The following is a 26,781-nucleotide window of genomic DNA, read 5'->3' as shown; positions in this document are numbered from 1 at the left end:
GTGGCATTTTTTATATAAACAGAGTAATACTAGAATTGGTATTTAAGACCCAAGGCAATATCAGAACCGTAATTGTTTTTGTAGTAACCATTTCCACCAAATTCAGGTCTGAAATCTAAAGAGATTAATAATGGAATATCAAAATTATACTCAATTCCTATGTCCCCTGCAGCAAATGCAAACGTATCGTTATAATGAGTATTGTCGTTATCATAACTATAACTACCTAAACCACCACCTACACCAGCGTACCAGTTGAAACCACCATCAATGTTCCATACCCATTGGTACAAAGCAGCAAGTTTGATTGCGTTGTCATCATAACCATTATTATTGTAGTCTTTTCTATTTCTCCAACCTAAATCAAGTTCAAGTCTGTTGTTGCTTCCCAAAGCTCTTTGGTAAGTAATTTCAGTTCCAAAACCGCCACTGTCTCCTAAACGTAAACCTATTGCGTTTTTAGAGATGTCTTGTGCTTGTGTGCTAAATGCTAATCCAATTAACATAAAAGCAGATAAAATAATTTTTTTCATAGTTAAATATTTGTTGCTGCAAAGTTACAACGAAATGGGAACGAAAAATTTATATTTTAATTGTTAATTGTTTCAAAATTCACACCTTGAGTTTTGTTGATTTATGCTTTAAGCAATGATTACCAATGGTTTGTTATTTGTTTCTATTTTATTAAAAAAATGTTAAATTATTTGGTGACTCAGGTTGTCTTCCATTTCGAAGAGGTTTTCTTCTTCTGAAAAATTAGATTCCTGATAGCAGTATAGTTTCCATCTTTTCTTATTGTATTCAAGGGCTGTTAAATTTTCGACCCAATCGCCAGAATTGAGATATAGGACAGACCCATTTTTATTTTCCTTTTTTATAATTTTTGGTTCATGGATATGCCCGCAGATTACATAATCATACTTTTTTTCAATTGCGAGTTCTGTGGCCGTTTCTTCAAAATCAGAGATATGTTTTACTGCTTTTTTTACGCCTGCTTTTATTTTTTTCGAAAACGAATACGGTTCTTTTCCAATCTTTTTTAAACACCAATTAACAAACCGATTGGAAAGAATGAGATAATCGTAACCGAGGCCACCTAATTTAGCAATCCATTTTGCATGATTCACGGAAGCATCAAAAACATCACCATGAAAAATCCATGCTTTTTTATCATCCATTTCTAATATTAATTTATCCACTAGTGCGATGTTGCCCATATTCAGGTCACTGAATTTCCGAAGCATTTCATCGTGGTTTCCGGTAATGTAATAGACTTTAGTGCCTTTGGAAGCAAAGCTCATTATTTTTTGAATGATTTTCAAATGTGTTTGAGGAAAATAGGACTTTCTAAATTGCCAAATGTCTATGATATCACCGTTCAACACTAAAATTTTTGGTTTTATTGATGATAGGTACTTATTAAGTTCTATGGCATGACTGCCAAAGGTTCCAAGATGTACATCAGAAATTACAACGATCTCAACTTTTCTTTTTTTCAATTGATTCTAATTTGAAGTTTCACAAATTTAGGCATTGGGTTACGAATTCCGTTTTATCAGATTGTTATGAATTAGTAGTAACCATTAACTAAACGTAAACTTTTTAAGTTGGGGATTTTATTATGCAATCCTAATTTTAAATTTTTTACTTTAAGTCATAAAACATATATTTGTTCAAAACTTATTATAATGGCAGGAAATAGCTACGGTACTCTATTTAGAATAACAACTTTTGGAGAATCTCACGGAGAAGCATTAGGTGGGATAATTGACGGATGCCCGTCTGGAATAACGCTAGATTTAGAGGCAATTCAGCTAGAAATGTCAAGAAGAAAACCAGGTCAATCTGCTATCGTTACACAACGAAAAGAACCGGATGATGTTCAGTTTTTATCAGGTATTTTTGAAGGAAAAACAACGGGCACGCCAATAGGATTTATTATACCCAATACAAATCAGAAATCAGACGATTACTCTCATATAAAGGATAATTATAGACCTAGTCATGCCGATTATGTTTATGAAAAGAAATATGGTTTTAGAGACTATCGCGGAGGCGGAAGAAGTTCAGCACGTGAAACTGCCAGCAGAGTAGTGGCAGGTGCAATTGCTAAGCAAATGTTGCCAGATATTAAAATTAATGCCTATGTATCTTCAGTAGGGTCAATTTTTCTGGAAAAACCCTATCAAGATTTAGATTTTTCAAAAACTGAAAATAATCCTGTTCGTTGTCCTGATGAAGAATCTGCAGTGATAATGGAAGAGTACATACGCGAAATTCGCAAGCAAGGAGATACCGTAGGGGGAACTATTACCTGTGTGATTCAGAATGTTCCAGTTGGTTTAGGGGAACCTGTTTTTGACAAACTGCATGCAGAACTGGGTAAAGCAATGCTTTCTATCAATGCTGTGAAAGGATTTGAATATGGAAGTGGATTTTGTGGTGCCAAAATGAAAGGTAGTGAGCACAATGATTTATACAATCCTGACGGGACGACAAAAACGAATCTTTCTGGTGGAATTCAAGGTGGCATTAGCAATGGTATGGATATTTATTTCCGAGTGGCTTTTAAACCAGTAGCTACCATTATGAAAAAACAGGAGTCGTTAGATAATCAAGGAAATATTACAGAGATGACAGGAAAAGGACGCCATGACCCTTGTGTTGTACCTAGAGCAGTCCCTATTGTGGAAGCGATGGCGGCAATTGTATTAGCTGATTTTTATTTGATTAACAAAATATATTAAAAACTAATTAAATGGTAACTCCAGTTTAAGGAGGTACTTTTAATGATAAACCAACCCATAAAACCAATAATAAACCAAATGAGTTCTACAAATACACAAGATAAGTCAATAACATCAAACTTGACGACACAAATACTGATTGCGATGGTTTTAGGAGCCATTTTAGGAATTGTTATTCACAATACCATTTCGGTAGAAGCTGCCTTATCTTTCAGTAATAAAATAAAAATTCTTGCTACCGTTTTTATAAGATTGGTGCAAATGATTATCGCACCATTAGTTTTTACGACGTTAGTTGTGGGTATTGCAAAATTGGGAAATGTAAGTGCAGTGGGTAGAATTGGGGGAAAAGCTTTAGGTTGGTTTTTTACAGCTTCTTTTATTTCACTATTATTAGGAATGTTTTTTGTGAATCTTCTTAAACCGGGAGTTGGACTTAATTTATCTAATGTTGATTTGACGTCAGCTTCAGAAGTGGCTGCTAAAACTCAGAGTATTTCCTTCGAAAATTTTATTGAGCATATTGTTCCAAAGAGTATTTTTGAAGCACTGGCTACGAATGAAATTTTACAAATTGTTGTGTTTTCAATTTTCTTTGGTTTAGCTGCTGCATCAATTGGTGACTATGTTAAACCTGTAGTTACTGCACTGGATAAAATGTCGCATATCATTTTAAAAATGGTAAATTATGTGATGAATTTCGCGCCAATTGGAGTTTTTGGAGCTATTGCGGGAGTTTTTGCAGTTAGGGATTTTCAAGAATTGGCTATTACATATTTTAAATTTTTCGGTTCCTTTTTAATTGGTATTTCGTCGCTTTGGATCGTATTAATCCTTGTTGGTTATATTTTCCTTAAGAGTAGGATGACAGTATTGTTAAAAAGAATCGTTAGTCCATTAATTATTGCTTTTGGAACGACAAGTAGTGAAGCGGTTTTTCCAAAATTAACGGAAGAACTAGAGCGTTTTGGAGTGAAAGATAAAATTGTTTCCTTCATGTTGCCATTAGGGTATTCTTTTAACCTTGACGGTAGTATGATGTACATGACTTTCGCTAGTATTTTTATAGCGCAAGCCTATGGAATTGATTTGGATTTAGGAACGCAAATGACAATGCTACTCGTTTTAATGCTTACAAGTAAAGGAATAGCAGGAGTGCCAAGGGCTAGTTTAGTAGTTGTGGCAGCCACTTGTGGTATGTTTGATATTCCAATTGAGGGCATCGCTTTGATATTACCAATAGATCACTTTTGTGATATGTTTAGAAGTGCTACTAATGTTTTAGGAAATGCATTAGCCACTTCGGTGGTAGGACAATGGGAAGAAAATAACGAAATAGAAATAGATTCCTTAGAATAAATGATACTAAAAAACTCCTCAGATTTGAGGAGTTTTTAATTTAGGGATATTTGGCTTTATAGCTAAAATTAAAATTTAAATTATGAAGAAACTTGCGATGCATTGGAAAATCTTAATAGGAATGATATTAGGATTACTGTTTGGATTATTAATGAAGAATCTTGAACAAAAAGGGATTGTCGTCGATTGGATTAAACCCTTTGGGACTATTTTTATAAATCTTCTTAAAATGATTGCCGTTCCATTAATAGTGGTTTCGTTAATAGTAGGGTTAGCAGATTTAAAAGATATTTCTAAGCTTTCAAAACTTGGTGGAAGAACGGTATTATTTTATTTATGTTCTACCGTAATAGCCGTTACTATTGGTTTAGGTTTGGCTAATCTAATAAAACCAGGGAGGTATATTAATCAAGAGTCGAGAGAAAGTTTGATCCAAAATTTTTCTGTGGATGCCTCTCAAAAGATAGAAATGGCGGCGAGTACTAAAAAGAATGGCCCCCTTCAACCATTGATTGATATTGTTCCAGATAATTTTTTCAAGGCTTTAAGCGATAATGGTAGTATGTTACAGGTTATCCTTTTCGTAATCCTTCTTGGTATCGGACTTATCTTAGTTGAGGAAAAGAAAGCGAAACCTGTTGTCGAATTTTTTAAAGGGTTAAATGAAGTTATTATGAAAATCATCGATATCATAATGCTTTTTTCTCCTTATGGTGTTTTTGCTTTAATGGCCTCTTTGATGGTAGAAATCCCTGACTTTAGTACGCTAAGAGCATTAGGTATTTATGGATTGACGGTTGTCTTAGGGTTGTTTATTATGACTTTTCTATTTTACCCTGCGTTGTTACTGATTTTTGCAAAAGTAAATCCAATAAAATTTTTCAAAGCAATTGCACCTGCACAATTGTTGGCTTTTTCGACAAGTTCAAGCGCAGCTACGTTGCCAGTAACGATGGAATGCGTAACGGAACATGTAGGAGTTGATGAAGAAGTGTCCAGTTTTGTATTGCCGCTAGGCGCTACGGTAAATATGGATGGTACAAGTCTATATCAGGCGGTAGCAGCTATTTTTATTGCTCAGGCAATGCTCCCAAATCCTTTAGACTTAAATACACAATTAATGATCGTGGTTACGGCAACGCTTGCTTCGATAGGATCTGCAGCAGTTCCTAGCGCCGGAATGGTCATGCTTGTTATCGTTTTAGGTCAAGCTGGAATTCCTGAAGCGGGATTGGCACTTATCTTTGCCATTGATAGACCTTTAGATATGTGCAGAACCGTGGTCAACGTGACTAGTGATTCTACTGTTGCTACCATCGTAGCAAAATCCGTAGGGAAATTGCACCACCCTAAGGATTTTTAGTTAACTACAAGTATAAATATTTTATATATTAGAAATAAGCCGTTCACACTATTTATTTAAGGTAAAATATCTTGAATAGATTGATTTGGAACGGCTTTTTATATTGTTTTAGAATTCGTTTTTAAGTTGTCATGTATAGTTTTAAATTTAGTTTATAAATTTCCGTGTAGGATATTTCTTTTTATTGTTTTTCTTTAATTTGTTAATATCTATTTAATTTAAATATTGATAGTCAATTATATAAATGTATATTTGATAATAAAAAGCAAGTTATGCCGCACATACGAATACTTTTATTCCTTTTTTTTTCGTTAAAAATGTTCAGCAATGTTCCTATTGCAAACGCGGATACTCCTTCTAGAAAAGCAATTTTAAAATTAACCGTTGTTGCTACTACTAAATTAGCTGAGTCTAAATTTGAACAATCATTAGCCACCGCAAGATTAGCATTGCGGTATGCTATCGACAGGAATGACGACGAATTGATTGCTAAATCATACAATACGATTGCGGCAAATTTTGAAGAATTGTCTGAAATTGATAAAGCTGTCTTTTATTATAAAAAAGGACTGTCGTATGCAGATAAAACTAATAATGATACTATCAAGAATTCGCTCAATAATAACATAGGGAATGTTTATTGTTTTGAATTAAACAACCTTAGCGAAGGGATAAACTATTACCAAAAAGCACTTGAGTATAGTTCTAAAATTAACGATTCCAAGGGAGCCTATATCACAAAAATGAATATTGCATGGGCTTATTTTTATAAAGGAAGTTTTAACAAAGGGAAACCCTATTTAGATTTTATAAATACCCATCAAAGTGAATTAGATGATAAGGAGACTATTGTGGCTGTAAATATGCTAAATGGGATGTTTTTTACCAATAAATTAGAATTTGATAAAGCCGATTCGTTTTTTAAAAAAGCAATTATATTAGGAAAAGAAGGTAATGAGCAATCTGATTTGTTGTATGTGTATGAAGAGTATGCCAATCTATTGATGAAGAAAGGAGATTATAAAATGGCTTATGAAAATTTAGTCCTTTATAATTCAATAAAAAAAGTACTTGAAGATTCTAACAAGCTTAAGAAAGCAAATGTTGTTGGTCTTAATCTAGAGTTAGATGAATATAAAAGAAAAGTTGATACAATAGAAAACGAAATAAATTTACAAGATATAAGTTTGCAAAAGTCAAGGATTATTGTAATATTATTTATTATAGCCTTTAGTGTGGTGCTACTATTACTTTATAATTTTTATAGGAATAATAGGTTTAAGAAGAAAAAAAATGCGGAGCTCATCATCGCGAATGAAAAATTATTTATTGCAAAAGAGAGAGCAGAAGAAGCGTCTCATTTGAAATCACAGTTTGTATCAACTATCAGTCATGAACTACGTACGCCTTTATATGGTGTTGTAGGTATAACAAATTTGTTATTGGATGAGCATAAAGAACTGGCCGATAGTCCTCATTTAGCCTCCCTTAAATTTTCGGCACGTTACTTACTGTGTCTGGTTAATGATGTTCTTCAAATCAATAAGATCGAAGAAAATAGAATTGTGCTCGAAAGCTTAACGTTCAATCTAGCTGATGAAATTAATCTGATTAAGAATTCATTATCATTCATTGCTAAAAGCCATAAGAACCATATTAATGTTAGTATCGACCCTGCAATTCCTGAATATTTAATAGGTGATAAACTAAGGTTTTCTCAAATTATAATAAACATGGTAAGTAATGCACTGAAGTTCACAAATAATGGGGAAGTAAATATTAAAGCTGATTTAGTTAGAATCGAAAATAAAGCTCATTTTATTGAATTTAATATTGAGGACAATGGGGTTGGAATTGCAGAGGAAGATCAAGAAAAGATATTTGAAAAATTTGTACAGATTGGAAGAAAAGAAATTGATTATCAAGGTACCGGCTTAGGTTTATCTATTGTAAAACGACTATTAGAATTGTTTGATAGTACTATCTCTCTTAAAAGTAAAACAGGAGAAGGGACTACTTTTACTTTTACCATTGCATTTGATCATGATCCTATTAAAACTATGGAGCTTATAAATAAGATTCAAGTTGATTTAAGCTCGAGTGAAATATTTAAAGTACTTGTGGTAGATGATAACAAAATTAATCAGCTAATCACGAAAAAGATTATTGAAAAAAATAATTGCAAAAGCAGAGTAGTTGATTCAGGTATGGCCGCTCTTGCGATACTTGAAACCGAAAAATTTGATATTATATTGATGGATATAAATATGCCGTTGATGAATGGTTTTGAAACTACCAAAAGAATACGTCAAAAAGGGATAGTAACTCCTGTAATAGCAGTAACTGCCTTTGACAAAGAAGAAATTTCAGAAGAGGCACTTTCAGCTGGAATTAACGACATTATCATTAAACCTTTTGAGCCAGTACTTTTATTTAAAACGATAAATCAGCTTTTGTATGGAGAAAACAAGACCGAGCTGGTTTAGAAGCTTTATATTCGATTAAAAAAAGAGAATCGCAAAATCATACTAAACTATTTCTAGTTTAAATGATTTCGCGATTTCTTTATATAAGAATTTAAAAAAAACTCCTGTTTATTTAATGGCAATAGTCTTTGCTGTTTTTTTCTTGCCTCCTTCTTTTTTGGCTATATCAACATGCAGTATGCCATCTTTGTAATTGGCATTAATGTGGTTTTCATCAGTATAATCCGGAAGATTAAAAGATCTAGAAAAGGATTGATAGCTAAACTCTTTTCGATAGTAATTCTCTTTTTTACTTGTCTCTTCTTTCTCTTCTTCTTTTTCTGAAGAAATAGTTAGCATGTTGTTATCTATTTCGATTTTAAAATCTTCTTTTTTTAGACCTGGAGCTGCTAATTCGATTTCAATTTTTTTATCTGTTTCTTTTAGATTAACAGATGGTAAATTGGTCCCTAATGTTGCAAAATTTGGGCCAGTCATTTCCATAAGATCTCTGGATAAAAAATCATCAAAAAATGTATTCGTTGTTGGTAAAAAACCAGTGCTTACTAACGGAGTAAATCCGTTTCTTTTTACTAATGCTTCCATAATTGGTTAGTTTTAAATGATTATTAATTACTATTAAAATTATAAAATAAAAGAGTGTACTTAAATTTTGACAACAACAATAACATTTAATTAACTAATAAACAAGTAGTTACGTAATAAAAAAATACCTTTCTCCATGTTGGAAAAAGGTATTTGTTATAGTTGATTGGTAATAATAAATTTATTTAATACCAGCGTTTTTTATTTTGTTTTGAAGCATCTGACTTTCTTGATTTATGAGCAGCACCACTTCTGTTTGAGTTTTTTGGTTTTGTAGATCCTCCAGGAGCTGTTTCAGGATTTCCAGAGTGCCATGGGTACGGGTGATCACTTACGATTTTTACATCTACTTTAATTAATTTTTGGATGTCTTTCCAATAGCCATGCTCATCTTTACTACAAAATGAAATAGCAATACCACCATTTCCAGCGCGTCCTGTTCTTCCTATTCGGTGAACGTATGTTTCAGGAATATTTGGCAAATCAAAGTTAATAACATAAGGCAATTGATCAATATCAATTCCACGAGCCGCAATATCAGTTGCTACTAGAACGCCTACTTCTTTGTTTTTAAAAGCTTCTAACACACGTTGTCTCGCATTTTGAGATTTGTCTCCATGTATTGCTTCAGCTGCAATTCCGTTTTTACGTAATGCTTTTACCACATTATCTGCACCATGCTTCGTTCTTGAGAAAACTAAAACGTCAGACAAATCTTGATTCTTAATTAAATGATATAATAAGTTTCTTTTTTCTGTCTTTTCAACAAAATAGACGTTTTGTTCCACATTTTCAGCAGTAGATGAAACTGGGGAAACGGTTACCGTCTCTGGGTTTGTTAAAAAGATTTCAGCCAGTTCTCGAATTGCAATTGGCATTGTTGCAGAGAAAAATAGTGTTTGTCTATTTTTAGGAGTCAGTTTAACTATTTTTTTTACATCGTTTACAAATCCCATATCGAGCATTTGATCTGCTTCATCAAGTACCAACGCATGTAAATGATCAAGGTCAATGAAGCCTTGTTTGTGTAAATCAAGTAATCTTCCCGGAGTTGCTATTAAAATATCAACACCATTTTTTAAGGCGTCAACCTGCGGGTTTTGTGAAACACCACCAAAAATAGTCAGTTGTGTTAAGTTCGTATATTTAGCATAGGTGTCAAAACTTTGACCAATTTGTACTGCTAGTTCTCGTGTAGGAGTTACTACTAATGCACGAATTTGCTTGGCCTTCTTTGATGAGCCTACAATGCGATGTAATTGGTGTATAATTGGTATGGCAAATGCTCCTGTTTTTCCGGTTCCGGTTTGTGCACAACCTATTAAATCCTTTCCTGCTAATACTAGCGGAATTGACTGTTCTTGAATGGGAGTGGGGTTAGTATAGCCTTGTTCATATACGGCTCTTTGTATACTTTTGGAAAGTGATAAATCTTCGAATAACATATTTTTGAAATTAAATATCCTGTATTAAGTACGAGGATAGTGTGGCAAAGATAGTATTATTATTTTTGATGCTTATTTATTACTACTGTTCAAGGAGTTTCATTCTTGTATTGGATGAGTTTAAGTGGCTATTTAGACTATACTATTATTCGCTTTTATAAAATCAGTTACAAAGTAGCCTATTAGTTTACCTATCAAATGATTGTTTTTTTCTTCACCTAAGTCTGGCGCACCTTCACATATGTGTATGTAAGAGGCATTTTTATTTTTTCCGAAAAAGGAAATAAACTGTCTGAGTTCTTCCACTGAAAAACCACTCAAAGTCATTGCACTGCTCGCAATATTTGGAATGGCATCTAAATCAATTTCAATTCCGTAATAATCAGTTTTTATAAATTCAAGAGCACTAATCATTTCTTGATTAAATTCTTTTTCTTTTCGAATTGCCAGGCTGTCATAGGTATTGTAACGTACGCGATCCTCTGTTTTTTTGATTAGATCTAAAACACTTTTGGAGGTGTAGTTTTCATGTAATCCAAAAATAAAATATTTTTTAAGAAAACCTTCTTCGTATGCATATGAAAAACCATTACCGCTATGACGTCCTTCTAGGATTCTAAAATCAGAATGAGCATCAAAATTAACTGCATTTACTGGCTTTCCTTTTGCAAGAGCGGTCCCTTTTATATTACCGTAGGAATTATTGTGTCCTCCACCAATTATTATTGGGGTTTTGCCAGATTTGATAATATTGAAGACAATATGAGAAACATCTTTGTCTATTTTTTCAACTAATTGACTTAATTTGGAACGATCGTCAATATCATGGAAATCTAGATTTTCGACTTCTTTCATTTCGGCGGAAACATTCACTTGCCCCAAGACAATTATCTGGCTCCCTTTACAAAAACGATTGTGCTGAATGTTAGCAATACTTCTAATAGCGCTATCCCATGCCGAAGCCGTCCCTGGTCTTCCGAAATTTGCTCTTACACCTATATCTTCAGGGATTCCGAATAGCACATACTTAGCCTCACACGTTTTTAAAAAAGTAAGCGTATCTACTCCTTTTGGTACGGTGATCATTTTTTCGCCAAATTTTATTTCACCACTTCTATGGTTGGTGATTTTAGCAAGGTCATTCATTGTAAAAGGCAGAAGCTTTTCCATAAAAAGAAAAATATTTTTTCCAAAAATAATATAATTGTGTTAACATACGTTATAACTTGAATATATATTGTTAAATTTGAAAAAAAATATTTTAAAAATGGAAAATCAAAAAAGTAGTTCAAGTCTGAAAGCAGTTATTGCTGTATTAGCGGTTTTATTAGTAGGTAGCTTAGTTTATATCTTTAAAGTTACTTCTGATGTAAAAACAGTAGAAACGGAATTGAAAAGTACAATGACTGAAAAAGAAACAGTTATGAAAGATTTACAAGAATTAAAAGCTACTTATGACACAGCAATTTCTGAAAACACCTCAATGTCTGATGAGTTAATTCTAGAAAGAGATAAAGTCGTGGGTTTAATGGCTGATTTGAATAAATCTAAAGGGGATGTAGCTTCTATGGCTAAATATAAAAGCCAATTTAATGCGCTACAAAACAACATGAAGGCTTTAATGACTGAAAATGAAGGTTTGAAAACGGAAAATAAAATGGTGACTTCACAACGTGATAGTACTGTAGTTGTTTTAGGAGAGTCTAAAAAATACAATGAGGTTTTAGTTGGACAAAATGAAGAATTAGCGAAAGTGGTAGAAAAAGGTTCGAAATTAACTGTTTTGAACATAAAAGCTCTAGCGTATAAAATGAGAAGTTCTGGTAAACAAATCGAAACGGATAAAGCCAGTAGAGCAGATGCGCTAAAAATTAGCTTTACTATTGCAGAAAACCAAATTGCAAATTCAGGTGATAAAACCTATTATGTACAGGTAATCGATAGTAAAAATAATGTTTTAGGAGAAAAGAAGACTGTGAGTTTTGGTGATAAAGATTTAACATACAGTTTTGCAACTAATGTAAAATACGAAAACAAAACAGTTCAAGTATCAGAAGTTTTGCCTGGAAAAGATTTTGCTCAAGGAACTTACTTTGTAAATGTTTTTGACAAAGGAGAGATGGTATCAAAAACTAGTTTTACTTTGAAGTAGTATATAGTTTGTATAAAAATGAAGAGGAGCTTAATGGCTCCTCTTTTTTTATGTAATAATTTTTCCTTCAAGAAATATGCGGTCTATTAAATTGCTGCCAAAAGCATAGGGCAATTGATAATAAGACGGGATAGGCTTCGTAATAATAAAATTAGCTTTTTTACCGATTGTTATACTTCCATGAGTATCCGAAATTCCCATTGCATACGCTCCATTGATAGTGGCGGCATTAATTGCTTCCTCGGGAGTCATTTTCATTTTTATACAGGCGGTAGCTACAACAAAGTTCATGTTTCCGGATGGAGTAGAACCAGGATTGTAATCTGTAGCTAGTGCTAGCGGAAGTCCAGCTGCAATCATTGCGCGTGCGGGTGTGTACGGGATACTCAAAAAATAAGAACACGAAGGTAAGGCTACAGGCATGGTATTTGTATTTTTTAAAGCTTCAATATCTTCCGGCGTCATTACTTCAAGATGATCCACAGACAACGCATTGTGTTTTATCCCTGCTTGAATCCCACCAATTGAATTGAACTGGTTTACATGAATTTTTGGCTTTAAGCCAAAGTGTATTCCGGCATTCATAATTTCTTCTGTTTCTTCAACAGTAAAATAGCCTGTCTCGCAAAACACATCTATGAACTGCGCCAGACTATTTTTAGAAATTTCAGGAAGCATATGATTGATTATCATATCAATATATCCTTTTCGATCTTCTTTATAGGCTAATGGTATAGCGTGAGCACCCAGAAACGTAGCTTTTATGGATATGGGATAGTTTTGCGCCAGTTGTTTTATTACCCGAAGCATTTTTAACTCTCCGTCTATGGTTAAACCGTAACCTGATTTGATTTCGACTGCTCCAGTTCCTAATCGCATGACTTCTTCTAAACGTACCTTGGATTGATTGTATATTTCTTCTTCGGTTGCGTCGTTGAGATTTTTAGCTGAATTTAAGATTCCGCCACCACGGTTGGCTATTTCTTCGTAGCTCATTCCATTGATGCGATCTACAAATTCCTGTTCGCGATTACCAGCATAAACTATGTGAGTATGACTATCGCACCAGGAAGGCAATATTATTTTACCAGTCGCATCGATAGTTTGATCAGCTTTAGTTTTTGGTAAAATGTCCATTGAACCAAAATCAGCAATCAGATTATCTTTAATTATCAAATAAGCATTTTTGATGGTAGGAAGAATACCCATAGCAGCACCAGATATTTTTGCAACTCCTATTTCTCTAATTTGAAGTAGTTCCTTTATATTTATAATTAATGTGGTCATCGTTCTTTTTTAGTTATTCTGAAACCGTTATTTCAAATAATGTATCCCAATATTTTCCTGTTACAAAAATAGTTTTGGTTTTGGGGTTGTATGCTATTCCATTCAAAACATCGGCATTGGTATTTTTAACTAATTTTTTTAAACCAGACATGTCTAAAATCCCTTCAACTGAGCCAGTAGTAGGATTCACAACAGCAATGGCATCTTTTTGCCACACATTAGTATAGATTTTACCATTAATCCATTCCAATTCATTAATTGCTTTAATTTTTGAACTTCCAGAATAAACATTGACATAATCAATCATTTTTTGAGTTTCAGGATCCATTTTCCAAATTTTTTCTGTTTTATCAGTTTGGTAAATGTATTTCCCGTCGTTTGTCATTCCCCAACCTTCGATATCCTTTTCGTAAGCAAAGGTTTTCTCTAATTTTAAGGTGTTTGCGTTATAGATAAATCCTGTTTTTTCTTGCCAAGTTAATTGGTATAATTTACCATTGATAAAAGTAATTCCTTCTCCAAAATATTTTTTATCTAAATCATGTTGATAATACACTTTACCGGTTTTGTAATCATATTTTCTAAAATAAGATGATTCTTTTTGACCTGTACTTTCATATAATGTGTCTCTATAAAACTCTAAACCTTCAGTGAAAGAAAGCGTATCGTGAGGATATTTATTAACTATTTTATATTTTAAAAGTTTAGGTTGTATGTTTGAAACTAATTCTACTCTTGCGGTAGCCTCAGCATTTTGACCTTCATAGTATACCAATGCCTTTAAATTTTGATAGCCTAGTTTTTGGTCTTTAAATTCAAACTTAAAGGTATCAAGTCCTTTTTTTGAAGCTATTTTTTTATCGTTTACATAGTAGATAACGCTGTCTACTTTTTTAGTATTTAGGTTAGAAACACCTAGATTTATAGCCTCTTGTGGCTGATATTGTTCCTTAAAAGTAGAAATATCAAAAGTAAAAACAGTATTCTCTCCTTTTTTTTGATCGTTGCAACTAACTAAAGCGATTCCTAATAAAATGAAAGATAGGAAGTTATATTTTTTCATGGCTAAAATTTTTAATAGACCAATATACAATGTTATTTTTACAGCACAAAGCACTTGTAAAAATATAAAAAGATTGTATATTTGCACCGGCAAGTCCTACACGACCAGCTCCTGCAGACTCCCCCAGGATGGGAACATAGCAAGGGTACGTGGTTGAGCGGTGCGATGTAGGTCGCTTGCCATTTTTTTTAATCTGAATTTAATTCAGATTCTTTTTACAGAAATTAAACAAAAGTAGTCTTCCTTATGGAGGATTTTTTTATTTTTGGCCCAACCAATAAAAGCAACCATGAGTAAAGTAGTTTTGATTACGGGAGGTTCCTCCGGAATAGGGAAATCAATTGGTGAGTTTTTGCATCAAAAAGGATTTGTTGTATATGGAACGAGCAGGAACCCAGAACGGGTGCTCAATACTATTTTTCCATTAGTGGCATTAGATGTTCGTAACTCAGAATCGATTCAAACCGCTGTTGCAAAAATCATTGCTGCCTCCGGTAGATTAGATATTGTAATTAATAACGCAGGTATTGGAATTACAGGGCCATTAGAAGAAATCCCTACAGAAGAAATAAAAAATAATTTTGAAACTAACTTCTTCGGGCCTATTGAAGTAATGAAGGCAGTGTTGCCACAAATGCGTGCGCAAAAATCAGGTTTAATCATTAATGTTACTTCGATTGCCGGATATATGGGATTGCCTTATCGCTCTATTTACTCTGCTTCTAAGGGTGCTTTAGAATTAATAACTGAAGCATTGCGCATGGAAGTAAAGTCCTTCGGGATTCATATTGCTAATGTTGCTCCGGGTGATTTTGCTACTAATATTGCTTCAGGACGATATCATGCGCCGGTTATCAAGGGTTCTGCTTATGAGGGCTCTTATGGAGAATCGTTGCGAACGATGGATGAACATGTCGATGGCGGTAGTAATCCTAATGAAATGGCAGAAGCAGTTTATAAAATTATCCAGACTAAAGAGCCGAATGTTCATTATAAAGTAGGGGCTTTTATGCAGAAATTTTCGATTGTTTTAAAGAGAATTCTTCCTGATAAAGTATATGAAAAGATGCTGATGAACCATTATAAGTTGTAATTTTGTATCAAATTTGCGTGAGGGATTATAGCGAAAATCCTTTTATTTTTTTTCTTTAAAAAAATAAAAGATTGTAGCGGAAAGCCCGGCCCGAAGTTTTTACGAAGGGGCACGCCCAAAAGACAAACACATAATTAAACAAACAGATATTATGAAATTTTTTATTGACACGGCTAATTTAGCTCAAATTAAGGAAGCGCAAGCGTTAGGAGTTTTGGACGGAGTTACTACAAATCCATCATTGATGGCGAAGGAAGGAATTACTGGAAAAGACAATATTTTGAAGCATTACGTTGACATTTGCAATCTTGTTGAAGGAGATGTAAGTGCTGAAGTGAATGCGCTTGACTATGACGGAATGATTAAAGAAGGGGAAGAATTAGCCGAATTACACGAACAAATCGTAGTAAAATTACCTATGACTAAAGAAGGTGTTATGGCGGCAAAATATTTTTCTGATAGAGATATTAAAACCAATGTAACTTTAGTATTCTCAGCAGGTCAAGCTTTATTGGCTGCCAAAGCTGGTGCTACTTATGTTTCTCCATTCATTGGTCGTTTAGATGATGTTTCTACTGATGGATTGGCTTTGATTGAGGAAATTAGATTGATATTTGATAACTACGGTTATGAGACTCAAATTCTTGCTGCTTCAGTGCGTCATACCATGCATATCGTAAACTGTGCTAAAATAGGTGCAGACGTTATGACAGGGCCACTTTCTGCGATATACGGATTGTTAAAACACCCTTTAACTGATATTGGTTTAGCTCAATTTGTTGCTGATTTCGAAAAAGGAAATAAGTAAAAGAAGATAGTAGTATTCAGTGATTAGTCACGGTATGTTGCTTAGAAAAAAAAGCCCCATTTGCATCTGCAAATGGGGCTTTTTTATGATTATTAGCAAATTACTTTCTTACAAAAGGAGGTAATAATTTAGAGGAAACTTCTCCAAAACCTATTCTAACTTGGCTGTTTTCGCAATACCCTTTCATAATTACAGTATCGTTATCATTTATGAATTTACGTTCTGTACCATCATTCAATTTTATTGGGTTTTTTCCTCCCCAAGTCAACTCAAGCATCGAACCATAGCTCGTTGGTGTTGGTCCAGAAATTGTTCCTGATCCCATCATATCTCCAGAATTTACACGACAACCATTTGAGGTATGATGTGTTAATTGTTGACTCATGGTCCAGTACATATGTTTAAAATTGGAATTGCTTATAATGGTAGGTTCTACATTTTCTGGTTGTATTGCCACTTCTAAATGAATATCAAAGGAATGTTTTCCTTTTTGTTGCAAATACGGTAGCGGACTCGGATCTTGTTTTGGACTAAGAACTCTAAAAGGCTCTAAGGCATCCATAGTTACAATCCAAGGTGAAATTGATGATGCAAAGTTTTTAGCTAAGAACGGTCCAAGTGGTACATATTCCCATTTTTGGATGTCTCTAGCGCTCCAATCATTCAATAAAACCATTCCGAAAATATAATCTTCGGCCTCGTTAATTGGAATCATTTCCCCCATTACGTTAGCGTCTGTTGTAATAAATGCAGTTTCTAGTTCAAAATCGATTAAACGAGAAGGCCCAAAAACAGGAGTAGTTTCACCAGCTGGTAAAGTTTGGCCAATAGGTCTGTGAACCGGAATTCCTGAAGGGATGATAGTAGAACTTCTTCCATGATATCCTACTGGTATGTGAAGCCAGTTAGGCAATAAAGCATTTTCTGGATCACGAAACATTTTTCCTACATTAGTGGCGTGTTCTTTGCTGGAATAAAAGTCAGTATAGTCTCCGATAAGAACGGGTAATTGCATTTCTACTTCGTCCATTTTGAATATTACGATATCCTTATGTTTATCGCTATCTCTTAATTTAGGATTGTTTTCATCAAATATATCGGCAATGCGATTTCGTACTAATCGCCATGTTTTTTTACCATCTGAGATAAAATCATTTAAGGTGTCTTGCATGAACATATCGTCAGTCAATTCTATACCTTCAAAGTAATTTAACTGTTGTAAAGCACCTAAATCTATAGCAGAATCACCTATTCGTGTACCCACAGTCACTACATTTTCTTTCGTAAGAAATACTCCGAACGGAATGTTTTGAATGGGGAAATCACTGTTTTCTGGTACTTCTAACCATGATTTTCTTTTGGTATCGTTAGCTGTTATTGACATATAATGTTAATTGTTTTGTTGAAAATTATACTTCAAATATATTATAATCTAACAGTTTCACAAACGTTTTTTTGTATTTTTGCTACAAATTAACTAAAAACAAAGAAATGCAACGCGACAAACAAATTTTTGACCTTATTCTAGAAGAACAAGAAAGACAAATACACGGATTAGAATTAATTGCTTCAGAGAATTTTGTAAGTGATGAAGTGATGGAAGCAGCAGGTTCTGTTCTAACAAATAAATATGCCGAGGGATATCCAGGAAAAAGATACTACGGAGGTTGCGAAGTAGTGGATGTTGTGGAGCAAATTGCCATTGATAGAGCTAAAGAATTGTTTGGTGCTGAATATGCTAATGTGCAGCCACATTCTGGTTCACAGGCTAATACAGCAGTTTTCTTTGCTTGCCTTAAACCTGGTGACAAGATTCTTGGTTTTGATTTGTCTCATGGTGGACATTTAACACACGGTTCACCAGTAAACTTTTCGGGACGTTTATATAGCCCAGTTTTCTATGGTGTTGATGCAGAAACAGGACGTTTAGATTATGACAAAATTCAAGAAATAGCAACAAAAGAACAACCGAAATTGATTATCGCTGGAGCTTCGGCTTATTCTCGTGATATGGATTTTGAGCGTTTTAGAGTAATTGCAGACAGTGTAGGCGCTATTTTATTTGCTGATATTTCGCATCCTGCAGGATTGATTGCTAAAGGTTTGCTTAATGACCCAATTCCTCATTGCCATATCGTTTCGACTACAACACACAAAACATTACGCGGACCGCGCGGAGGTTTGATTATGATGGGTAAAGATTTTCCTAATCCATTTGGTTTAACAACTCCAAAAGGAGATATCAGAATGATGTCATCCCTATTGGATTTAGCTGTTTTTCCTGGAAATCAAGGTGGGCCTTTAATGCATATCATTGCTGCAAAAGCAGTGGCTTTTGGTGAAGCTTTGAAAGATGAATTCTTTACTTATGCTTTACAATTGCAAAAAAATGCTAACGCAATGGCAGACGCTTTTGTGAAAAGAGGATATAATATCATTTCGGGAGGTACAGACAACCACATGATGTTGATTGATTTGAGAAATAAAGGAATTTCGGGAAAAGAAGCTGAAAATGCTCTAGTAAAAGCAGAAATTACCGTTAATAAAAATATGGTCCCATTTGATGACAAGTCACCATTTGTAACTTCTGGTATTCGTGTTGGAACTCCAGCTATTACCACACGTGGATTAGTTGAAGAAGATATGGAAACTATCGTTGAATTGATTGACAGAGTGTTGATGAATCATACAAACGAAGATATCATTGAAGAAGTGGCTAATGAAGTGAATGAAATGATGAGCGAAAGAGCTATTTTCGTTTTCTAAAAAACTTTTGTTTAAAGTTACAGGTTTAAAGTTTAAAGGTTTGTGTTTACGGAAATGTATCGCATGTTTTAGACTTTAAACTTTTTTTTTGAATTCAAACTTTAAACTTTTATAAACTTTAAACAAAAAAAAATGGGTGTATTACGATTGCAATTACCAACGGATCCAAGATGGGTCAATATTGTTGAGAAAAATATCGAAGAAATTTTGACTGATCATGCTTGGTGTGAACAAAAAGCAGCAACCAACGCGATTACTATAATCACCAATAATTCAGAGCATCAAGATTTGGTTAAGGATCTTTTGGCTTTGGCCAAAGAAGAAATTGATCATTTTGAGCAAGTTCATAACATTATCATTAAGCGTGGGTTGAAATTAGGACGTGAACGCAAAGACGACTATGTAAACGAGTTGTATTTGTACATGAAAAAGAATGGCAATGGAAGTAGAGTTTCTAGTTTAGTAGAACGATTGCTTTTTTCGGCTATGATTGAAGCCAGGAGTTGTGAACGTTTTAAAGTGCTGTCAGAAAATATTCAGGATGAAGAATTAGCTGTATTTTACAGGGATTTAATGGAAAGTGAAGCGGGTCATTATACCACATTTATTACCTACGCTCGAAAATATGGAACAGGAATTGATGTAGAAAAACGTTGGAGAGAATGGATCGATTTTGAAGCTTCGATTATCGAAAATTATGGTAAAAACGAAACGATTCACGGATAAATGGGTTAGTTATAGTACTATTTAGGATGTGATATAAAAGAATAGAAATCAGAAAATTATACTATTATTTTGGATTTGAACCCAAGTTTTATGGTAACAGATGCTTTATTTTTTGCTCTGATTGATAAAATTAATATATATTTATAACCGTTAATGTTCAATAATTATAATTTTTTCAAATGAGACTCTATATAAAATATGATGGAATCGTGGCTTGTAGAGTGATTTTACAAGAACAATTAGAAAGATTAAATATCAAACACAAGCTTTTAGAATTAGGAGAAATTGAAATAAGCAATACTGTATCTGATGTCGATTTTGCTGAACTTCAAGCTTCTTTAAATAGATATGCTATTTATATTGTAAATAATGAAAAAAGCCAACTGATACAAAGAATAAAAGATACTATTGTAGAAATGATTTATGAGAATGACAAGTTGCCAGCGGTTACCATTTCTCAGTATTTATCAGATAAACTTAATTTAAGTTATGGATATATAACTAATGTTTTTACGGAGAATACCTATTCTTCTATTGAGAATTTTATTATTATTCAAAAAATTGAAAGAGCAAAGAAATTAATACTAGAAGATCAATTGACTTTAACTGAGGTATCTTATAAATTGAATTATAGTAGCGTGGCTTATTTATCTAGTCAGTTTAAAAAAGTAACTGGATTAACGCCTTCAGCATTTAAAAGAATTGTTGATAAAAGAAGAAATTTATCGAATTAACAGTTTAGGTATCCAAATAATTATACATAAAAATAATACCTTATATATATATGATTTCACATAACGATTCTATGCATATTTTGATAGCAGATGATGATGAAGATGACCGCACTTTTTTTAGTGAGGCAATGATGGAACTTAAAATGAATAACAAGTTAACCCTGTTTAACGACGGCAAAGACCTAATGGATTATTTGGCAAACCCTGATATAATAATGCCACATATACTGTTTTTGGATTTAAATATGCCTTACATGTCAGGATTTGAGTGTCTTAAAGGTATAAGAGCCGATGTTAGATTTAAGGATGTTTCAATTGCCATATATTCAACCTCTTCATCTGAAAAAGATATAGAAGAAACATTTGTTGAAGGAGCTAATATTTATATTAAGAAGCCTAATGATTTCACTAAGTTAAAAAAAGTCATAAAAGAAGTGGTGAACATAAATTGGCAGTTTCATTCTTCAGGATTAAATAAGGAAACTTTTTTCTTTAGCATCTAAAAAAAATTGCTAATGAAGTTGAAAAAATTATATAAAAACACTCAAATATTTAAAATTGCTTTAGGTATAGCAATTGTGGTGGTCGGTTATATAGCTTCGGTTTTTTACACCCAAATGAGAGGTCTTGATTCATCGGTGGATTTAATTACGAATTCAACTGAAACCCAATTAGAACTGGAAAAAATACTATCAACAATTAGTATGTATGAGAGTAATCTAAGGGGCTACATTATTACAAAAGACGAGTCCTATATTAAAAATAGATTTTTGAGAAGAGGAGAAATTGATCAAAATATACTAAAAATAAAAGAATTAGTAGCAAGTAATCCTAATAGAGTAAAAGACATTGAAAGGCTAAATAAGTTAATTGATCATAGGTTTGATTTGTTTAGAGAGACTTTGTTATTATCTAAAAGCAAATATTTTGATAGTGTTATATTTAATAAAAAGCTTCAGGAGAGCAATAGTTTTACGGAGTCTATGAAAACATTTGTCTATAAAACGATAAATGCTGAGGGAGATAAAATAAAAGTTCATAATGTTAATCATCAATTTGAATTAGAAGATTCTATTATAAGTGCTTTTTTATTGGTGATACTTACATTATTAATTTTGCTATTATCCTTTAATAAAACAAATGTTGATGTCGTTGAGTTGAAAAAAGCCAATGACGAAATGAAGTTTTTAAATCTATCGTTTACCAATGCTGAAAAAATAGCTGGATTTGGTCACTGGAAAATTAATATAGAAACAGGACTATATACTTTCTCAGATAATTTTTATCGTCTTTTAGGAGAGGAACCAAATGCTTTTGAGCCCAAATTAGAGAACCTGAATAAATACATTCATCGAGACGATTTAGAAAATGTGATTCAAAGTCATAAGGATTCATTAATTAGCTACGAACCTACATCGCTAACGTTTCGTTTTGTATTGACTAATGGAGAAATAAAATACATTAAGTCAGTAGGAAGCTTTACTCAGAATAGTAAAGGCGAAATGATAAAAACAGGTGTAAATCATGACATTACAGAGCAGTATGTAAAAACACTAAAATTAGAAGAAAGTAATACAGAGCTAAAAAGTATTAATGAAGAATTAGAGTCTTTCAATAATATCGTAAGCCATGATTTGCAAGAGCCACTCCATAAGATTCAAATGTTTATTTCTAGAATAGGAGATAATGATAAGGAAACTATTTCAGAACAAGGAAAAACATATTTATCAAAAATTGGTATTTCGGCTAATAAAATGCAAGCCCTATTAATTGATTTAGTTAATTATTCCAGAACTATAAAGGGCGATAAAGTTTTTGAAGAAGTAAATTTAAATGATATTGTAAATGTGGTAATTGACGATTTATCGTCTAGTATCGACGATAAAAAAGCAGTTATAGAAGTCGGATCTTTACCTACGATAAAAGGAATCTCTTTTCAAATAGATCAACTTTTTGTAAATTTAATAACTAATTCATTGAAATACAGTAAAGATACGATTGCTCCCCAAATTAATATTTACATCGAGGATATTGGTATCGATGAATTTTATAACGACAAATTGATTTTAGATAGCGATTATCATAAAATTGTAATTAGGGATAACGGAATAGGATTTAAGCAAGAATATGCCGATAAAATATTCATGTTGTTTCAACGTTTGGAAACAAGTCCAAAATATTCTGGAACTGGTTTAGGTTTAGCTATTTGTAAAAAAATAGTTGATAATCACCACGGATACATTACGGTTCAATCAGAACCAAATATTGGTACTACATTTTATGTTTTTATGCCTAAAGAGATTTAATCTTTAAAAGTAGTTTTAGGAGAGTAAGAGCAGATCTAAAAACGTTTTTATAAATACTATTTTTTTATGTTTGCATAATTATAAATTTTACAATCCATTTAAATGATAACTATTTCTGAAGCCACTTCTAAAGATGTCAAAACAATTCAAAATATCGCCTATAAAACTTGGCCAGATGTATATGGCGAAATTCTTTCTGCAGCACAATTGGAGTATATGTTAAAAGCCTTTTATTCTGAGGAGGTGCTATTGGATAATATAGTCAATAATGGGCATCACTTTATCTTAGCTTATGAAGGGACTGTTTGTCTTGGTTTTGCGTCCTTTCAGCATGATTATTTAGAGGATAAAATAACTCGTTTGCATAAGATTTATTTACTTCCCGAAGCGCAAGGAAAAGGAGCAGGTAGGTTGTTGATTGATACCGTGATAAAGAATGCAAAAGAGAATCATTCAAAAGTTCTTTCCTTGAATGTAAATCGGTTCAATAAAGCATTAACCTTCTATCAAAAACTAGGTTTTGTAATTGCGGGGAAAGAAGATATAGAATTAGATCACGGTTATTTAATGGAAGATTATAAGTTAGATAAATATTTGTAATAATTTCTTCCTCCGTTTAGTTTTAAAAAAAATCAGATTATTCTATTAAAAAAGCTTTTAATAGAATGAATGTGAGAAAAAAGCGGTAAATTTAAGTGTTTATTTGTTACTTATTTTTATTAAATCGATTGAGATGAAATTTGCAAACTGTACTTTATTAGCTGTGCTATTTTTAGCATTGTCCTGTTCGAAAAACAGTGAAGGAATAAAACCTACTGTTGGTTCTGTAACCGAAAGTGTCTATGCATCAGGAATCATTAAAGCAAATGATCAATATACCGTTTACTCCACCGTAAATGGTATTTTGCAAAAAATAAAAGTTGCTGCGGGGCAACCCATAAGTCAAGGGCAGTTGCTTTTTGAACTTGAAAGTGAAAAAGCGGAATTAAACACTGAAAATGCCAGATTAGCGTATCAGCTTAGTCAAGGAAATAGTCTCTACATCAGGGATAAGATCGCAGAGATGGAGCTAAAAGTACAATCGGCAAAGGATAAGCTCACTCTTGACGAATCCATTTATAATAGAAATAATAAAATAAGGTCTCTTGAGGGGATCTCAGAAGTTGACTTTGAAAGATTCGAATTAGCTTATAAAAGTTCTAAGCTAAATTATGAGTCAACTAAAAAGCAATTGGCACAACTAAGAGTACAATTGAAGAACGACCAAGATCGCAGCAGCATCAATCTTAAATACAGTCAAAATACCCAAAGTGATTTTAGTATAAAAAGTGCTATGGCCGGTCGATTGTACGATGTTTTGGTTGATGAAGGCACCCTGATTACCACGCAGACTCCACTTGCGATTATTGGGAAGGCAAATTCGTTTGTATTGGAACTCGAAGTGGACGAGAACGATATGGTGCGTGTAGTTTTGGGACAGAAAGCATTAGTTACGATGGACAGTTATAAAGGGGAAGTTTTTGAAGCGATTGTTAATAAAATATATCCTATTATGGACGAGCGTTCACGCACATTTAAAATTGAAGCGCATTTCGTTAACGCACCAAAAAAACTATATCCTAATCTAACAGCCGAGGCAAATATAATTATTAAGACAAAAGAAAATACGATTACCATTCCTAGAAGTTATTTAGTAGATAATGAATATGTTATCGTAAATAATGATGAGAAAAGGAAAGTAAGAATAGGTTTGAGTGATTACCAAAAGGTGGAGATTTTAGAAGGATTGAAAAAGGATGAAACCATTTATATACCAAAATAGTGAATTATAAACTGATTTTAAATATTGCTTTTCATTTGCTTAGAGCTAGACTTAAACAAACTATTGTCGCAGCTGTGGGTGTCACTTTTAGTATTGCTATGTTTATTGCTTTAGTCAGTTTTATGAGCGGATTAAATGAAATGCTAGATGGTTTAATGCTAAATAGAACACCGCACATCCTTTTGTATAATGAAGTGAAACCATCGGAGAATCAGCCTTTATCTTTATCTGGAGACTATAAACGGAACACAAATTTCATTCGCTCCATAAAACCAAAAGACAGAGGTAAATCGATATATAATAGCATGTCTATTATTAAAACTTTAAAGCAGGATAAACGTATTATCGATGTAGCGCCAAAGGTGACTGCCTCAGTTTTATTTAACTCAGGAACGATAGAAATTGCAGGTTTTGTGAATGGAATAGATATTATTGCTGAGGATACCCTTTTTAAGATTAGTGATTACATTAAAGAGGGGAAAGTGACAGATCTAAGTCAGAACAACAGTATTATTATTGGAAAGGGACTGTCTGACAAAATGTTACTTTCGAAAGGGGATATTATAAAAATATCAACTTCTAGCGGCAATCTTGCGTCCTTAAAAATAGTGGGGATTTCTGAAATAGGAATTGCCGAAATTGACAATGTGATGAGTTATACTTCATTGGCTACAGCCCAAAAACTGCTAGGCCAGAACAAAAGCTATATTACCGATATCCAGATTAATCTTTATGATAAAGAATCGGCTGTTCCGCTGTCCAAAGAGTTTCATACAGCTTTCAATTTGGATGCAATCGATTATCAAACTGCTAATTCGCAATTTGAAACTGGAAGTACAGTACGAAGCATTATATCTTATTCGGTTGGAATTGTTTTGCTTATTGTTGCTGGTTTTGGAATTTACAATATATTGAATATGATGATTTATGAAAAAATGGATAGTATTGCTATTCTTAAAGCCACTGGCTTTTCAGGTAACGATGTAAAATGGATTTTTATCTCACTATCGATAATAATTGGTTTGACAGGAGGTATTTTTGGATTAGTTTTCGGCTATGTTTTTTCTGCTATTATCGATGTCATCCCTTTTGAAACGACTTCTTTGCCAACTGTTAAAACGTATCCAATTGATTATAATATAGTGTATTATAGTATCGGAATAACCTTTGCCCTTTTTACGACAATTATTTCAGGTTTGTTTCCAGCTTTAAAAGCAAGTAGAGTAGATCCGGTAGAAATTATTAGAGGGAAATAGGTATGGAAAATAATAAAGTAATAGAAACCATAGGTTTAACAAAGTATTTCTATAATCCTGCAAAATTTCAGGTAATTAAGGATGTCAATTTAAGTATTAATCATGGCGAGTTTGTTTCTATAGAGGGACGTTCTGGTTCTGGAAAATCTACCTTGTTGTATTTGCTTTCAACGATGGATACGGATTATGAAGGACAATTGTTGATCCATGATGAGTTAATTACGGGACAACCGGATAAGAATTTGGCAAGAATCCGAAATGAGAAAATAGGTTTTGTCTTTCAATTTCATTATTTGTTGTCAGAATATGATGTGTTAGGTAACGTGATGCTTCCTGGGTTTAAATTAGGTAAATATTCTAAAGAGGAATTAGAACACCGTGCGATGGGCCATTTGAAAACATTAGGAATTGAAAAGCACGCAACAAAAAAGACAAATCAGTTGAGTGGTGGGGAGAAGCAGCGCGTCGCGATTGCAAGAGCTCTTATAAACGATCCTTTGATTATAATGGGGGATGAGCCTACGGGGAATTTGGACAAAAAAAATGGCGACGTTGTTTTTGATATCTTTAAAACATTGACACAAGAGTTTAATCAGACGATATTAATTGTTACCCATGATCCTGATTTCGCCAATAAAACAGATCGAATAATTACAATGGAGGACGGCCGAATAATTTCTTAGGAAAATAGATTACTTTTTTACTTTTTGAAAGTTATTTAAATATAAAAAAAACAAATATTTCCAATATTTTAAGAAGTAATACGGTATAAATGAATAAGGA

24 protein-coding genes and 1 other RNA gene are annotated in these 26,781 nt (G+C 33.1%); 17 read left to right on the top strand and 8 right to left on the bottom strand.

Features of this window, described 5'->3' with window-relative positions:
* Positions 1-29 precede the first annotated feature (29 nt).
* Positions 30-533 carry a hypothetical protein gene (locus tag BMW63_RS06335; RefSeq protein ID WP_074722385.1) on the bottom strand — a complete coding sequence of 168 codons (504 nt, stop codon included), beginning with the start codon at positions 531-533 and terminating at the stop codon, positions 30-32.
* Between the two features lie 162 nt (positions 534-695).
* Positions 696-1,499 (bottom strand): UDP-2,3-diacylglucosamine diphosphatase, encoded by an 804-nt coding sequence (locus tag BMW63_RS06330; RefSeq protein ID WP_074722383.1) that lies wholly within the window; start codon positions 1,497-1,499, stop codon positions 696-698.
* A gap of 189 nt (positions 1,500-1,688) precedes the next feature.
* On the opposite strand from BMW63_RS06330, the gene aroC reads away from it, so the two are divergent.
* The 4 genes from aroC (at position 1,689) to BMW63_RS06310 (ending at position 7,955) form a co-directional block, all read left to right on the top strand.
* Positions 1,689-2,747 carry a chorismate synthase gene (gene aroC, locus BMW63_RS06325; RefSeq protein WP_074722381.1) on the top strand — a complete coding sequence of 353 codons (1,059 nt, stop codon included), beginning with the start codon at positions 1,689-1,691 and terminating at the stop codon, positions 2,745-2,747.
* 78 nt (positions 2,748-2,825) lie between these two features.
* Complete coding sequence (locus BMW63_RS06320) at positions 2,826-4,106, top strand: dicarboxylate/amino acid:cation symporter (RefSeq protein ID WP_074722379.1); 1,281 nt, start codon at positions 2,826-2,828, stop codon at positions 4,104-4,106.
* 82 nt (positions 4,107-4,188) lie between these two features.
* Positions 4,189-5,469 (top strand): dicarboxylate/amino acid:cation symporter, encoded by a 1,281-nt coding sequence (locus tag BMW63_RS06315; RefSeq protein ID WP_074722377.1) that lies wholly within the window; start codon positions 4,189-4,191, stop codon positions 5,467-5,469.
* 317 nt (positions 5,470-5,786) lie between these two features.
* The gene (locus tag BMW63_RS06310) at positions 5,787-7,955 is read left to right on the top strand and encodes a tetratricopeptide repeat-containing hybrid sensor histidine kinase/response regulator (RefSeq protein ID WP_083380367.1); all 2,169 of its coding nucleotides are present in this window, start codon (positions 5,787-5,789) and stop codon (positions 7,953-7,955) included.
* 108 nt (positions 7,956-8,063) lie between these two features.
* Here BMW63_RS06310 and BMW63_RS06305 read toward each other — a convergent pair whose 3' ends face one another.
* From BMW63_RS06305 to BMW63_RS06295, 3 genes are all read right to left on the bottom strand, one after another.
* The gene (locus BMW63_RS06305; RefSeq protein ID WP_074722373.1) at positions 8,064-8,540 is read right to left on the bottom strand and encodes an Hsp20/alpha crystallin family protein; all 477 of its coding nucleotides are present in this window, start codon (positions 8,538-8,540) and stop codon (positions 8,064-8,066) included.
* A gap of 185 nt (positions 8,541-8,725) precedes the next feature.
* Entirely contained in the window at positions 8,726-9,985 is a 1,260-nt protein-coding gene (locus BMW63_RS06300) for a DEAD/DEAH box helicase (RefSeq protein ID WP_074722371.1), read from the bottom strand.
* A 132-nt stretch (positions 9,986-10,117) separates the two neighbouring features.
* Entirely contained in the window at positions 10,118-11,155 is a 1,038-nt protein-coding gene (locus BMW63_RS06295) for a formimidoylglutamase (RefSeq protein ID WP_074722369.1), read from the bottom strand.
* 97 nt (positions 11,156-11,252) lie between these two features.
* On the opposite strand from BMW63_RS06295, the gene BMW63_RS06290 reads away from it, so the two are divergent.
* Entirely contained in the window at positions 11,253-12,137 is an 885-nt protein-coding gene (locus tag BMW63_RS06290) for a hypothetical protein (protein ID WP_074722367.1), read from the top strand.
* A 48-nt stretch (positions 12,138-12,185) separates the two neighbouring features.
* On the opposite strand, the gene hutI is transcribed toward BMW63_RS06290, so the two are convergent.
* Positions 12,186-13,424: an imidazolonepropionase gene (gene hutI, locus BMW63_RS06285; RefSeq protein WP_074722365.1), complete on the bottom strand. Its 1,239-nt coding sequence runs from the start codon at positions 13,422-13,424 to the stop codon at positions 12,186-12,188.
* A gap of 13 nt (positions 13,425-13,437) precedes the next feature.
* On the bottom strand, positions 13,438-14,487 hold the full coding sequence (locus BMW63_RS06280; protein ID WP_074722695.1) for a glutaminyl-peptide cyclotransferase: 1,050 nt from the start codon (positions 14,485-14,487) through the stop codon (positions 13,438-13,440).
* 87 nt (positions 14,488-14,574) lie between these two features.
* On the opposite strand from BMW63_RS06280, the gene ffs reads away from it, so the two are divergent.
* The 3 genes from ffs to fsa all read left to right on the top strand — a co-directional run bounded on the left by ffs (position 14,575) and on the right by fsa (position 16,388).
* Positions 14,575-14,672: signal recognition particle sRNA small type (ffs, locus tag BMW63_RS06275), an RNA gene on the top strand.
* Positions 14,673-14,776: 104 nt separating this feature from the next.
* Complete coding sequence (locus BMW63_RS06270; RefSeq protein ID WP_074722363.1) at positions 14,777-15,580, top strand: SDR family oxidoreductase; 804 nt, start codon at positions 14,777-14,779, stop codon at positions 15,578-15,580.
* A gap of 151 nt (positions 15,581-15,731) precedes the next feature.
* The gene (fsa, locus tag BMW63_RS06265; RefSeq protein ID WP_074722361.1) at positions 15,732-16,388 is read left to right on the top strand and encodes a fructose-6-phosphate aldolase; all 657 of its coding nucleotides are present in this window, start codon (positions 15,732-15,734) and stop codon (positions 16,386-16,388) included.
* Positions 16,389-16,488: 100 nt separating this feature from the next.
* Here the strand turns inward: fsa and fahA are convergent, their stop codons facing one another.
* Positions 16,489-17,772, bottom strand: coding sequence for a fumarylacetoacetase (gene fahA / locus BMW63_RS06260; RefSeq protein WP_074722359.1), 1,284 nt, complete (start codon positions 17,770-17,772; stop codon positions 16,489-16,491).
* A gap of 107 nt (positions 17,773-17,879) precedes the next feature.
* On the opposite strand from fahA, the gene glyA reads away from it, so the two are divergent.
* The 9 genes from glyA to BMW63_RS06215 all read left to right on the top strand — a co-directional run bounded on the left by glyA (position 17,880) and on the right by BMW63_RS06215 (position 26,681).
* The gene (gene glyA, locus BMW63_RS06255; protein ID WP_074722357.1) at positions 17,880-19,154 is read left to right on the top strand and encodes a serine hydroxymethyltransferase; all 1,275 of its coding nucleotides are present in this window, start codon (positions 17,880-17,882) and stop codon (positions 19,152-19,154) included.
* A 132-nt stretch (positions 19,155-19,286) separates the two neighbouring features.
* Complete coding sequence (miaE, locus tag BMW63_RS06250) at positions 19,287-19,880, top strand: MiaE family protein (RefSeq protein ID WP_074722355.1); 594 nt, start codon at positions 19,287-19,289, stop codon at positions 19,878-19,880.
* Positions 19,881-20,059: 179 nt separating this feature from the next.
* Entirely contained in the window at positions 20,060-20,614 is a 555-nt protein-coding gene (locus BMW63_RS06245) for a helix-turn-helix domain-containing protein (RefSeq protein WP_074722353.1), read from the top strand.
* A gap of 50 nt (positions 20,615-20,664) precedes the next feature.
* Positions 20,665-21,117, top strand: a complete 453-nt coding sequence (locus BMW63_RS06240; RefSeq protein ID WP_245744895.1) for a response regulator — start codon at positions 20,665-20,667, stop codon at positions 21,115-21,117.
* Positions 21,118-21,129: 12 nt separating this feature from the next.
* A complete protein-coding gene (locus BMW63_RS06235) occupies positions 21,130-22,920 on the top strand; it encodes an ATP-binding protein (protein WP_074722351.1) in 1,791 nt (596 codons plus the stop codon).
* Positions 22,921-23,022: 102 nt separating this feature from the next.
* Positions 23,023-23,520, top strand: a complete 498-nt coding sequence (locus BMW63_RS06230) for a GNAT family N-acetyltransferase (RefSeq protein ID WP_074722349.1) — start codon at positions 23,023-23,025, stop codon at positions 23,518-23,520.
* Positions 23,521-23,653: 133 nt separating this feature from the next.
* Positions 23,654-24,742 (top strand): efflux RND transporter periplasmic adaptor subunit, encoded by a 1,089-nt coding sequence (locus BMW63_RS06225; RefSeq protein ID WP_074722347.1) that lies wholly within the window; start codon positions 23,654-23,656, stop codon positions 24,740-24,742.
* Complete coding sequence (locus BMW63_RS06220) at positions 24,742-25,998, top strand: ABC transporter permease (RefSeq protein WP_074722345.1); 1,257 nt, start codon at positions 24,742-24,744, stop codon at positions 25,996-25,998. The genes BMW63_RS06225 and BMW63_RS06220 overlap by 1 nt, the downstream gene beginning before the upstream one ends.
* Before the next feature lie 2 nt (positions 25,999-26,000).
* Positions 26,001-26,681 (top strand): ABC transporter ATP-binding protein, encoded by a 681-nt coding sequence (locus BMW63_RS06215; protein ID WP_074722343.1) that lies wholly within the window; start codon positions 26,001-26,003, stop codon positions 26,679-26,681.
* Positions 26,682-26,781: the final 100 nt, after the last annotated feature.

The sequence above is a fragment of the Flavobacterium frigoris genome (assembly GCF_900111075.1).
Lineage (GTDB): Bacteria > Bacteroidota > Bacteroidia > Flavobacteriales > Flavobacteriaceae > Flavobacterium > Flavobacterium frigoris.
Note: the sequence above shows the minus strand (reverse complement) of the source record. Positions and strands in the feature narration are given on the sequence as shown.